12 protein-coding genes are annotated in these 12764 nt (G+C 38.8%); 10 read left to right on the forward strand and 2 right to left on the reverse strand.

Annotated features, from left to right (window positions below; translation table 11 throughout):
• Positions 1-40: 40 nt before the first annotated feature.
• Together ABZC96_RS00320 and ABZC96_RS00325 are read left to right on the forward strand one after the other, a co-directional pair.
• Positions 41-691, forward strand: coding sequence for an ABC transporter ATP-binding protein (locus ABZC96_RS00320; RefSeq protein WP_373028255.1), 651 nt, complete (start codon positions 41-43; stop codon positions 689-691).
• Complete coding sequence (locus tag ABZC96_RS00325) at positions 688-813, forward strand: hypothetical protein (RefSeq protein ID WP_373028256.1); 126 nt, start codon at positions 688-690, stop codon at positions 811-813. Before ABZC96_RS00320 ends, ABZC96_RS00325 begins: the two co-directional genes overlap by 4 nt.
• Before the next feature lie 21 nt (positions 814-834).
• Here ABZC96_RS00325 and prfB read toward each other — a convergent pair whose 3' ends face one another.
• Positions 835-1929, reverse strand: coding sequence for a peptide chain release factor 2 (gene prfB / locus ABZC96_RS00330; protein ID WP_373028257.1), 1095 nt, complete (start codon positions 1927-1929; stop codon positions 835-837).
• Between the two features lie 63 nt (positions 1930-1992).
• Here prfB and panC point away from each other — a divergent pair, with 63 nt between their 5' ends.
• Positions 1993-2817, forward strand: a complete 825-nt coding sequence (gene panC / locus ABZC96_RS00335) for a pantoate--beta-alanine ligase (RefSeq protein WP_373028290.1) — start codon at positions 1993-1995, stop codon at positions 2815-2817.
• Here the strand turns inward: panC and ABZC96_RS00340 are convergent.
• Entirely contained in the window at positions 2814-4865 is a 2052-nt protein-coding gene (locus tag ABZC96_RS00340) for a penicillin-binding transpeptidase domain-containing protein (RefSeq protein WP_373028259.1), read from the reverse strand. The genes panC and ABZC96_RS00340 overlap by 4 nt on opposite strands.
• Positions 4866-5004: 139 nt before the next feature.
• Between ABZC96_RS00340 and ABZC96_RS00345 the strand changes: the two genes are divergently transcribed.
• The 7 genes from ABZC96_RS00345 (at position 5005) to ABZC96_RS00375 (ending at position 12756) form a co-directional block, all read left to right on the forward strand.
• On the forward strand, positions 5005-6186 hold the full coding sequence (locus tag ABZC96_RS00345) for an FtsW/RodA/SpoVE family cell cycle protein (protein ID WP_373028260.1): 1182 nt from the start codon (positions 5005-5007) through the stop codon (positions 6184-6186).
• Positions 6183-7190 carry an undecaprenyldiphospho-muramoylpentapeptide beta-N-acetylglucosaminyltransferase gene (gene murG / locus ABZC96_RS00350; RefSeq protein WP_373028261.1) on the forward strand — a complete coding sequence of 336 codons (1008 nt, stop codon included), beginning with the start codon at positions 6183-6185 and terminating at the stop codon, positions 7188-7190. The genes ABZC96_RS00345 and murG overlap by 4 nt, the downstream gene beginning before the upstream one ends.
• Positions 7191-7239: 49 nt before the next feature.
• The gene (locus ABZC96_RS00355) at positions 7240-7662 is read left to right on the forward strand and encodes a hypothetical protein (protein WP_373028263.1); all 423 of its coding nucleotides are present in this window, start codon (positions 7240-7242) and stop codon (positions 7660-7662) included.
• Between the two features lie 221 nt (positions 7663-7883).
• Complete coding sequence (gene alaS / locus ABZC96_RS00360) at positions 7884-10442, forward strand: alanine--tRNA ligase (protein WP_373028265.1); 2559 nt, start codon at positions 7884-7886, stop codon at positions 10440-10442.
• Between the two features lies 1 nt (position 10443).
• A complete protein-coding gene (locus ABZC96_RS00365) occupies positions 10444-10971 on the forward strand; it encodes a hypothetical protein (protein ID WP_373028266.1) in 528 nt (175 codons plus the stop codon).
• A 131-nt stretch (positions 10972-11102) separates the two neighbouring features.
• A complete protein-coding gene (maf, locus tag ABZC96_RS00370) occupies positions 11103-11660 on the forward strand; it encodes a septum formation inhibitor Maf (RefSeq protein ID WP_373028267.1) in 558 nt (185 codons plus the stop codon).
• Between the two features lies 1 nt (position 11661).
• A complete protein-coding gene (locus ABZC96_RS00375; RefSeq protein ID WP_373028268.1) occupies positions 11662-12756 on the forward strand; it encodes an aminotransferase class I/II-fold pyridoxal phosphate-dependent enzyme in 1095 nt (364 codons plus the stop codon).
• The last annotated feature ends 8 nt before the right edge of the window (positions 12757-12764 follow it).

Raw genomic sequence — 12764 nt, forward strand, 5'->3', positions numbered from 1 at the left:
GAACAAAGTCCACACTTGTAAAATAGTTTAAAGGCAGCAGATGTCCCAATTTTTATTGGAAGCACAAAATATTTCCCACGGGTTTGATACCCTTTTATTTCATGATGTAAACTTTTCTTTAAAACCATCACAAAGTGCAGCGATCATCGGTCGAAGCGGCTGTGGAAAGTCTACACTTTTACATATATTTTCAACTTTTATCAAACCTGATAAAGGCAGTGTAACACTTTTTGGGAAAGATCTTTACAGCCTTGATGATAAGGCTATTGAAGCACTACGACGTTATGATATAGGGATCATCTTTCAGTTTCATTACTTGTTTAAAGGTATGACTGCAATGGAAAATGTTGAGGTGGCCAGTATGTTAAGTGCGGAGAAGATCGATGATACCATACTTGAAAAACTAGAGATCAAAGAACTGATGAAACAAAAAATAGGTGAACTCTCAGGTGGTCAGCAGCAACGTGTCTCTATCGCAAGGGTATTGAGTAAGAATCCTCGTATCATTTTTGCAGATGAACCTACAGGGAACTTGGACAAAGAGACTGCAGAACTTGTGATGGATGTACTGATGGATTATATTAAAGAGACAGGTGCTGGACTCTTACTGGTGACCCATGATGAGAGTATGGAAGCACGCTGTGATGTTTCTTATAAGATCGAAGATAAAATACTCAAGGAGAAAGTATGAAAATAGATGTAATGAATGTACTCTATACTACCTCTATGGTGCTTTTGGCTTTTGTTGCAGCTATTGTGATCACAAAAACGATCTCTAAATATACGAAGAAAGAGGATGAGGAACAAAAGTAGAAAAAGCCACTTTATACCTACCTACCTTGCTTGCGCGATAAGTACACCCTCTAACAGTTTATCTATATCTCCATCAAGGATGGCATCTACATTTGTAAAAGCCTGGTTGGACCTTGTGTCTTTGACTTGCTGATAAGGTTGCATCACGTAAGAGCGTATTTGGTGCCCCCATCCAATTTCTGATTTTTCTACACCATCCAAAACAGCTTGTTTCTTAGCCATCTCATACTCATAAAGACGGGATTTTAGCATCTTCATCGCTGCAGCTTTATTTTTATGCTGACTTCTGTCATTTTGACACTGTACGATGATATTTGTAGGTATATGGGTAAGGCGGATGGCTGATTCTGTTTTGTTAACATGCTGTCCACCTGCACCCGAGGCACGGTACGTATCCACACGTAAATCTTTGTCTTCGATGGTAATGTCTATGTCATCATCTATCTCCGGTGATACCATCACTGAAGAAAATGAAGTATGACGCTTGGCATTGGAATCAAAAGGAGAGATACGTACTAGTCTATGGATACCATTTTCAACTTTGAGGTAGCCATAGGCATTTTCTCCCTTTATGATGAAAGAGACATCTTTTATACCTGCTTCTTCTCCAGCCTGATAGTCAAGTCCTTCGACTTTAAATCCATGTCTCTCTGCCCAACGTAAATACATACGGTAAAGCATACTGGCCCAATCCTGTGATTCAGTTCCACCAGCTCCTGGGTGTATGGAGACGATGGCATTGGCACCGTCATGTTCACCACTGAGCATTATCTGTACCTCTAAAGCATTGGTATTTTCCTGTAGGCTTTGGGCATCTTCATAAAGCATCTCCAAGGTCTCTTCATCATTTTCTGCTTTGGAGAGTTCAAAATACTCACTGGCATCATGCACTGCATCATACGCATTATTATAGGTCTCCAATATACGTTCAGCTTTGGTTTTCTCTTGAGAAATTTTTCCTGCATTGGCTGCATCGTTCCAGAAGTCAGGGTCTTGCTGCATATCTTCTATCTCTTTTAGTCTCTCTTGCAAGAGATCAGGTTTTACAATATTTTTAATATTATCCATTTTGATAGTAAGTGATTTAAGTAATTCGCTGTATTCATATGCATCCATAGTAAAAACCTAGTGTAATTTTGATATGATTTTATCAAAATATAGTGAAATATGAGGTTAGAGATGGTTATTGTTCGGACAATAGAGGCTTTACAGGAAGCAAAAAAAATATTATTGGGTTCTATAGGTTTTGTACCTACGATGGGAGCACTACACAAAGGACATCTTTCACTGATCCAAAAAGCCAGACAAGAAAATGAGCATGTTATTGTTTCCATCTTTGTCAACCCTACACAGTTTCTGGAAGGGGAAGACTTAGATGCGTACCCTCGTAAAGAAGAAGCAGATACAAAGATATGTCAATTGGCAGGTGTAGATATACTTTTTATGCCTACCATAGATGCTATGTATGAAGATGATGAACTACGTATAAGTGCACCTGCTATTCGTGGGTACATTTTGGAAGGTGAAAAGCGTCCAGGGCATTTTGATGGTATGCTACAAGTAGTGATGAAACTTCTTAATCTCAGTGGTGCACACAATGCTTACTTTGGGAAAAAAGATGCGCAACAGCTGGCACTCATCAAGCAAATGGTTAAAAACTATTTTATGGATGTAAATATCATTCCCTGTGAAATTATACGGGATGAGAATGGTTTGGCTTTGAGTAGTCGTAATGTCTACTTGCAAGGTGAGGAAAAAACACGTGCACTCTCTCTTGCCCGTTCACTCAAACGTGCGACCAAAATGGTCATGGCAGGTGAGCTCAATGTAGGAGTGATCAAAAAAGAGATGTTGACTGTACTTGAAGAGACAGATCAGGTTGAATATGTGGCTATAGTAGACAGAGAATTCAAAGCACTTGACACGGTAGAGATAGGTAATACGATCATCCTCGCTGCAGCATGGGTAGGCAAGCCTAGATTGATCGATAATTTGTGGATCTAAAATAGATCTTCAAAAAGTTCTTGTGTTGATTTATCTTTTGCAGGTGTTGTGTTCACTGGTTTAGGTTTTGGAGTAGGTGTTTTTTCAATTTTAAAAAGTTCTTTCACTGTCGGTGCAGGTTTTTTTACTGGCTCTACCGTCACCTTTTTCTCTTCTGCTTTTTGCACTACTGTTGGTTCATGTATGATCTTAGGAGGGATTTTTGGTTCTACTTTGATTTCCGGACTGGATACTTCCAATCCACCTTCAGGTTTAAGATAATCCAGTTCTACAAGTATGTCAATCATTCTTCTAAATGTAGGTACAGCTGATTGTGATGCGAAGTATTTATAGGGTTTTTTAGCACGTATCACCAACGCACCGATCGTATATTTATGACCCTCTTTGTCATTGGCAAAACCATAAAAGCTACTGTGATACTCTCTCACATAACGACCATTTTTAGCGATGTGTGCGGTTCCTGTTTTCCCACCTATTTCCAAACCTGGGTACTGTGCTTTAACTCCAGTACCTCGTTTGACCACTTCTAAAAGAATGTCATGTACCTGGCCGGCAGACTTTTTATTGACAGCCTGTACATTACCTATTTCCGGTTCCAGTGTATAGTGGTTTCCTTTGGCATCCTGCAGATAGTCTACAAGGCGTGGCGTCATGGCTAAACCATCATTGTTGAAAGCTGAGTAGGCTTTCATGAGTTGGGTGAAAGTTACCATCATACCATAACCAAAGGAAGAGTTGGCTCTATGCATTTTATGATCGAGTAATCTAAGTGGTTTAAGCGAACCGGGCAGATCACGAGTGAGGTCTATTCCTGTTTTTTGGGCAATACCAAATTTGAGTAAGCCCTCTCTAAACTCTTTGCCTGTAAGTAGCCATGATATTTGAGATGTACCGATGTTGGAAGAGTGCACAATAATATCCGTTACGGGAAGAGACTCAAAATAATCATCATCACTTACACTCTGACCACCTGTAATGTCAAATTTCTTATATCCTGTCTTAAACCATGTATCAGGGGTGATTCTCTTTTTGTCAAGTGCCATTGCAATGGTAAGAGGTTTAAGTACGGAACCTGCCTCATAAGGGTACTCTGTAAATTTCGGTACGAGTGCAGCGATATCTTTTTGCCTAATGTACGAAGGGTCGTAACGTTCAGAACTTGCCAAACTTAGTATTTTACCTGTTTTACTCTCCATGATACCTACAATGATCTCATCGGCATCAATGCTGAGTTTCATTTGATCGATCATGAGTTCAACACGTCTTTGTAGAGCAAGTGGAATGTTGAGATGAAGATCCAGCCCATCTACACGTTGCATCTTAATACTGTTTTTGTCATGGATGACTGCACCAACCACATCACGTTTACCCTGAAAATACCCATTTTTTTTGGATGTGATATGTTTTTCATATGCCCGTTCAAGACCTTTTTTCCCTGATGGACGAGTATATCTACCATCACTCTTATCACCTACATAACCCAATATGGGACTTAACACATCTTTAAGAGGAAAACGTCTGCTCTCACCATTTTCAATGATATCCAAACCATAAACAACTTCTATGCCACTACGTGTTTTGATAGGCTGAAAGACATCCAATTTTTGTAATTTATAAGCGAGTGATTTGAGCTGCATAGCGGAGCGTGCATGAATGGTTTTAGAGAGGATAATATTACCTTTTATCTCTTGGCCTTTACGATTTTTAAATTTTTTAAGAATCTTTTTTTCAGGGATTCCGCTATAGATACTAAAGAGTTTGACAAAAAGTGCTTTTTTGTCAGGATCTATACTCGCTCCACGTACCACTGCCTGATAGGTTTTTTCTGAACTGCTGAGTGTATAATCATCTGCAGAGATGATAGCCCCACGAAATGAACGGTCATAAATGGTAGTATTGTGGCTGGGAATACGTCTGTCTGAAGAGATGGTATTCAGGACTGAAAATAAGAAAATACCCATAAAAAGCACTAAGAATAAAAAAAGAACAGATATTTTGTTCTTTCTTTGATGTATTGCTTTATTTTGTATTTCTTTATGATTCGGCATTTAGTGCCTTAGTATACTGATCTTTAGCTCTTGTATTCATATTTCCCTCTTATAAGAGTATAATTTTATCAAAGTTATCTATTAAATTTGATAAAATACTAATTAATATGGATTATAACTTAATAAAAGAGAAAACGATATGATAGACAAACCCTTGTTAGCTGGTGTCATGGTACTTTTGACACTTTCATTAGTGATGAGTTATTCTCTCTCAACATATACAGTAGTACACTTTCATTATTCAGATTTTCACTTTTTTATACGACAAAGCATGGCTGTGTTTATAGGTTTCATAACGATGGTGCTTTTGAGTAAAATGGATCCTGACAGATGGTTTTCCAGAATAGGGCTTTTACTCTTTTTTGTATTTTTTATCTTGATGATCGTGATGCAATTTTTGCCTTCTTCTTTGGTTAATGCAGTCGGAGGGGCTAAAAGATGGATACGTGTAGGACCAATGTCGATCGCACCTGTTGAGTTCTTCAAAGTAGGATTTATTTTCTTCTTATCATGGAGCTTTTCTCGTAAATTACTTGACAAGACAAAAATGGGATTTTGGGAAGAAGTACGTGCTTTTACTCCTTACCTTTTTGTCTTTCTTGTAGCTGTAGTTCTCATTGCTGTATTCCAAAAAGATTTAGGTCAAGTGGTTGTTTTGGGTGTGACATTGACGATACTGTTCTTGTTTATCGGTAGTTCATGGAAATTTTTTCTCACACTCATTACTGCTGGACTTACAGCATTCATAGGGCTTATCTTTTTTGCCCCTCACCGTATGGCAAGGATAAAAAGTTGGTGGGGAACGGTACAGGATAATATACTTTCTGTTCTGCCTTTTGACGCAGCACAAAGCCTTCGGATAGAGGCTGGAAAAGAGCCTTATCAGATATCTAACTCCCTCAATGCTATTCATAATGGTGGCTTTTTCGGGCAAGGTCTGGGTAATGGACAGTTTAAATTAGGCTATTTAAGTGAAGTGCATACAGATTTTATATTGGCAGGTATTACAGAAGAGTTAGGGTTTTTAGGGCTTACCTTGGTAACACTAACGATGTTATTTATTGTATTTCGTATTTTCAAAATAGCTTCAAAAGTGAAAAGTCCTATGTATTATCTTTTTTCCATAGGAGCAGGGCTGCTTATTGCATTGGCATTTATTGTGAATACTTATGGTATCTCAGGCATTACACCTATTAAAGGAATTGCCGTACCGTTCTTAAGTTATGGGGGTTCACATATATGGGCTTCTTGTATCGCTATAGGTATGGTGTTGATGATATCTAAAAAAGTGCCAAGAGACAGTAGGGGGAGAATGCGATGAGCATCGTGATGACAGGTGGGGGAACAGGTGGACATTTGGCCATCATTAAAGCAGTTAAAGAACATTTAGATGATGAAGAACTTATCTATATTGGTTCAACCAAAGGGCAAGATAAACAGTGGTTTGAAAATGATGATGACTTTACATACAAATATTTTTTTGAGACACGTGGCGTGGTAAACCAAGGTGCTTCAGGTAAAGTAAAATCTCTTTTTATGTTGGCTAAAGCAACAGTGAAAGCCATCAAGCTATTAAAAAAACATAAGGCTAAAGTGGTTTTTTCTGTAGGTGGCTTCTCTGCGGCAGCTACTGCATTTGCCGCAAAGATATTAGGCATCCCTTTGGTTATACATGAACAAAATGCAGCACTGGGTTCACTCAATAAATTACTCAAACCTCATGCTGCAGCCTTCATCTCTTCATATCTCGAAGAGAGTCCCATCAAAGCGTATCCGATCAAACAGGTATTTTTCGAGAATGCCCGTATACGAGACAAAGTTCATACGATCATCTTTCTTGGAGGGTCTCAAGGTGCAAAGGCTATCAACAGTCTGGCTTTACAGATAGCACCCCAACTCAAAGAGAGAGAGATCAAAATCATCCATCAGGCTGGACAGAACAACATTGATGAGGTACAAAAAGCCTATGATGATCTAGGTATAGAAGCTGAAGTGTTCGGTTTTACGGACAAACTGGCAGACTATATGAATGAAGCAGATTTTGCCATAGCACGATCAGGTGCGTCAACACTGTGGGAACTTTCTGCTACGGCGGTACCTACACTCTACATTCCTTACCCTTATGCTGCAAGTGACCATCAGTTCCATAATGCACAGTTCTTGGTAGAAAAAGATCTTGCATGGATTATGAGAGAAAACGAGATAGATACGGAAAAGGTCTTGGCACTGTTGGATGAGAATCTGTCAGATAAGAGTAAGGGACTTATGGAGATCGTTGAAAAAAATGGCAGTGAAAAAATTGCTGAGTTATTGACACAAATCTGACACGATTATTAAGTATTATTTCTTAAATTTTAAAGTAAAAGGGTTTATAGTGAAAAAAATTGTGAGTGTGCTTTTTGTGGGGATAACAACATTGGTATTGAGTGGTTGTGGTGGAGGAAGTAGTGATAATCCTGAAGCTGTATTAGATGTATATTATCTCACTGATGATTTGGGATTTGGTGTAAATGGAGTACCTTATGATTGCGAAAGTGGTTATTTTGGGAATACGGGTGATGGAGGTTCTGATGGGGATTTTGATTTTGATCCTAGAGGCGATAGTTGCTATTTTGATTTATCAGTTGTTACAGATGAACTGTATATTGAGGATGAAAATTATAATGGTGTAGCTGGGCTAGATTATATATGTTCCCCATTTACTAAAATATTAAGTACTACAGAAAATTTGGGTTGGTTAGAGTATTTTGATACACTTAATGATACCTCTTGCACAATATATTTTCCTTCTTATTGAAGTGGAATACAATGAAACTTTATTCATAAAAAAATAGTTGAATGATGACACAAAGATAACATAATTATTGTGTATTATATGCTTGAACCTATCCGCACTGGGGCTGTATGTACTGAAATAGAACGTATAGTCTTGCTAAATTTTACTCTTTACCTACCAATAACCACATTTTAGATAAAATATCACTAATTTTTATAACACAATTTTAGGATCATTTTATCATGGATATCAGAAAAGAATTTCTAGACTTTTTTCAAAGTAAAGGGCATCAGCTCATACCATCTTCACCACTCGTACCAGACGATGCAACACTTATGTTTACCAATGCAGGTATGGTACAGTTTAAGAACATTTTTACAGGTGAAGCACCTATCCCTGCAACACCTCGTGCTACTTCTTCACAGACTTGTTTAAGAGCAGGTGGAAAGCACAATGACCTTGATAATGTAGGGTATACAGCACGTCACCATACACTTTTTGAAATGCTGGGGAACTTCTCTTTTGCGGATTATTTCAAGGAAGAAGCCATTGCGTATGCATGGGAGTTCATTACAGACGAGAAATATTTGAACCTTCCGGTTGATAAACTATGGGTGACTGTACATGATAGCGATGATGAAGCTGAAGAACTGTGGAAAAAGCATATAGCAGCAGATCGTATCCTTCGTTTTGGTGATTCAGATAACTTCTGGCAGATGGGTGACACGGGTCCTTGCGGTCCTTGTTCTGAAATTTTCTATGATCAAGGTGAAGAAAACTTTGGTGGTCCGGAAGATAAAATGGGCGGAGAGGGTGATAGATTTTTAGAGATCTGGAACTTGGTATTCATGCAGTATTTCCGTGATGAAACAGGTACACTCAATCCACTTCCAAAACCTAGTATTGATACGGGTATGGGACTTGAGAGAGTGGTTGCGATCAAAGAGGGCAAGTTAAACAACTATCACTCATCACTTTTCATGCCTTTCTTGGAGAAGATCGGTGAACTTGTAGGTGCACCTTATGACTTTGATGCAGCAAATTCTGCTTCTTACCGTGTTATCGCTGACCACTTGCGTTCATGTTCTTTTTTACTTGCACAGGGTGTGAACTTTGACAAAGAGGGGCGTGGATATGTCCTTCGTCGTATTATGCGTCGTGCGATTCGTCACGGGTACTTACTGGGGTTACGTGAACCGTTTATGTATAAACTAGTTGATACACTGATTGATCTGATGGGTGAGCAATATGACTATCTTACAAGTAGAGCTGAAGCGATAAAAACAGCTATGAAAATGGAAGAAGAGCGTTTCTTTGATACGATTGAAGCGGGGATCAAACTTTTTAATGAAGAATTAGAAAATACTTCTGACGTATTCAATGGTGAAGTGGCATTTAAACTGTATGATACGTACGGTTTCCCGCTTGACCTTACAGAAGATATGCTACGTGAGAAAAATATCAAACTTGATATCGATGCATTTGATGCAAAGATGGAAGCGCAAAAAGCACAATCCAAAGCGAATTGGAAAGGTACAGGTGACGCTGCAGAAACAGGTGACTTTAAAGCACTTAAAGAGAAGTTTGACAACAATGAGTTTGTAGGTTACACGAGCAACACCGCTCAGGCAAAAGTATTGGCACTGCTAGATGAAGATTTTAAACAGGTAGAGAGTATCGATGGCAAGGGTTGGGTACTTCTTGACAAAACACCATTTTATGCAGAGTCAGGTGGACAGACAGGTGATCGTGGAACACTTAATGCAGATGTAAAAGTACTTGACACGAGAAAATTCTTAGAGATAAACCTTTCGGAAGTAAAAGGTAAACTCGCTGTAGGGGATGAAGTGGAAGCAGTGGTAGATAACAGACGTGCTGAGATAGAAAAACATCACTCAGCGACGCATTTACTTCATGCAGCACTGAGAGACATTCTAGGTGACCACATCGCACAGGCGGGATCACTCAATGACGACAAAAGATTGCGTTTTGACTTTTCTCATCCACAGGCGATGACAGCAGAAGAGATAGCCAAAGTGGAAGCATGGGTGAATGATAAAATTTCTAGAGCTATTGCAGGTAAAACAGAAGTGATGTCTGTAGATGAAGCGAAGAACTCTGGAGCTATGGCACTCTTTGGCGAGAAATATGGTGATGAAGTACGTGTGGTAAGTTTTGCCGGAGACTCTATAGAACTTTGTGGTGGTACACACGTAGAGAATGCTTCTCAGATAGGTCTTTTTATGATCACTAAAGAGAGTGGTGTGAGTGCAGGTGTAAGACGTATAGAAGCGATTTGTGGAAATGCTGCAAGAGAAGCGGTAACTGCACTGAGAGATGAATTAAATGAGATTAAAATCGAACTTAAGAACCAAAATCCGATAGCAGGTATCGCTAAACTCAAAGAGCAGGTGAAAGCACTGAAGGGTGAACTAGCTTCTGCACTGAGCAGCAGTCAAAAAGAGTTGAGTGCCGTTGAGATTAATGGTATAAATGTCATCATAGAAGAAGTTGAAAATGGTGACATTAAAACCATGATAGATGAGATTAAAAACAAATATGACAATATTGCAGTGATGCTTTTCATGAAAAAAGGTGACAAAGTTATGCTTGCGGCAGGGTCTAAAAATACGCCGATCAAAGCAGGTGACTGGATCAAAACTATTGCACCGATCGTTGGGGGAGGTGGTGGTGGACGTCCTGACTTTGCACAGGCAGGGGGGAAAGACCCAAGTAAGATCACGACAGCGTTAGAAGAATCAAAAGTTTATTTAAGTGAAATCCTAGAAGGAGGAAATTAGCATGACAGAACTATTTAACAACTATGGACATTTAATTGTCTTTTTACATGTACTATCTGCCTTTATTTGGGTAGGTGGAATGATAGTGATACGTGTGGCAGTTCATCCCGTAATTCAACGAGGTGGAGTGACTGCAGGGGAGATGTTGCAAAACGATGTAATGTCTTCTATGTTAGTACCCAAACAGAGATTAGGTATTACTTTGCAGATAACAGGTAGACTATTTAATCTTGTCATGCTGTTCATTGCGATTTTATTTGTCACGGGTTTGATGATGGCTATAGCTACAGGTGGACATCATGGTGATTTAAAATCATTTTTTCTTTCAAAAGAGATTATCTGGACGATCATGGCAGTTAATTACACCTACATGTATATCAAACGTGCAAAAGCATGGAAGCTATATTCTAAAGGTGAAGTTGCACTCGCTAAAGCACAGATGAGTTTTATTCCTAATTTACTTTTACCTATCAATATTGTGTTAGGAATCGTAGCATTATGGTTAGGTGTATCTCTTAGAGGACTGTAATGATCTACCTATGTTTCATTGATGGGATGGGAAATGAACAAAGTCCATTTTCCTACGTTAACACTGAGTTTTCTTCAGCAGAAGGCTCACGTGACTAGTCACGTATATAGAGTGAAGGATAAAAAATAGTTATGATTTGTTTATGTTCATCTTCTGAAAGCAGGGCGTTGCTTCTCAATAACTTTGGAATCGATTTCATTCAAAAGTCAGTCGATTATGATGAAGAGCAGATCACTATGCCCATAGCAAAAGATTTTGTCTATATGGCAAGTAAAGGTAAATTGGATGCAGCTGTCCGTGAGTTCGGATTGGATATACCTCTACTTTGTGCAGACACTGTTATCGCAGATGCTGATGGAACTATCTTACGAAAAGCCAAAAATGTAGAAGATGCAAGACGTATATTGAACATACAAAGCGACTCTATTATTTCTATTATCTCCTCTGTACACTACAAAGCAAAAAAACTTGCTTTTTCAGATATTTCAGCAACGTATTATCATTTTTCAAAGTTTGATGAAGATGATCTGGAAAGATATCTTGAGAGTGGACTATGGAAGGGTAAAGCAGGGGGATGTATGGTTGAAGGCTTTTGCAAAAAATACATCAAATCTGTAGATGGTTATGAGAGTACGGCAATGGGACTACAAGTGGAAACATTATTGCCATGGATAAAGGTTGGAAGTTAATATGTATGAAAACGAATTAAAAGCTCTCAAAAAAGCGGGACGATTTAGAGAGCGTAAACTTTTTGATGAGAGTTTGGATGACTTGGCTTCTAATGATTATCTGGGTTTGTCATTGAATAAAAAACAGTTTAAAAAAGCAGTAAAACTTGTCAATGAATATGATACAGTAAGCTCCAAAGCCAGTATGTTGGTGAATGGATACCATCCTATTCACAGAATGTTTGAACAGACCATGGCAGAGTATAATGGTTTTGAAGAAGGGATTGTGGTAGGTTCTGGGTTTCTTGCAAATATGGCGCTCATAGAATCACTGGTTCGTAAAGGTGATATACTTTTTATGGACGAAGAGTATCATGCTTCTGGTGTGATGGCTTCACAGCTTTTGGGAGACAGGGTAGTCACATTTGCCCATAATGATGTTGAAGACTTAAAAGAGAAGTTGGCGGCACATCCGGCTAAAAGACAGATCATTGCAGTGGAAGGTGTCTACTCTATGGGTGGAGATCTTTGTAAGAAAGAGATATTTAACCTTGCTGATCAAGTTAAAGCACTGCTCATCGTTGATGAAGCACACAGTGCAGGCGTACTTGGATTAAAACTGCTGGGTATCTTTGAGTATTATGGGATTAGGATCAATGAAAGACATATAAAGATGGGGACATTGGGTAAAGCCTATGGTTCTTATGGGGCATATATTTTGGCTTCCAAAAATGTCATAAGTTTCCTGGAAAACAGAGCAAAACCTATCATCTATTCTACTGCACCTTCTGTGTTTGATACGGCACTGGCACTGGTCAATGTAAAACATATACGTAAAAATGCAGAAAAATATACAAAGAAGATCTTGGAACGCCAAATGGCAGTAAGAAAACAGTTGGGTATCAACTGTCAAAGTCTCATTGTGCCTATAGAGATGCCAAGTAATGAGCATGCATTGTTTGTGCAGAAAGGGTTGATGGCTCAAGGGTATCTGGTAGGAGCAATCCGTCAGCCTACGGTGGAAAAGCCTATCATAAGGGTGATACTGAATTTGGGTGTCTCTGTTAAAAAGATCAGACATGCGTTAGCACTCATTAGCCATAACACGGTACAATAAGCATTAAA

Origin of the sequence: Sulfurovum sp. (assembly GCF_041551015.1) — a bacterium.
Taxonomy (GTDB): Bacteria; Campylobacterota; Campylobacteria; order Campylobacterales; family Sulfurovaceae; genus Sulfurovum.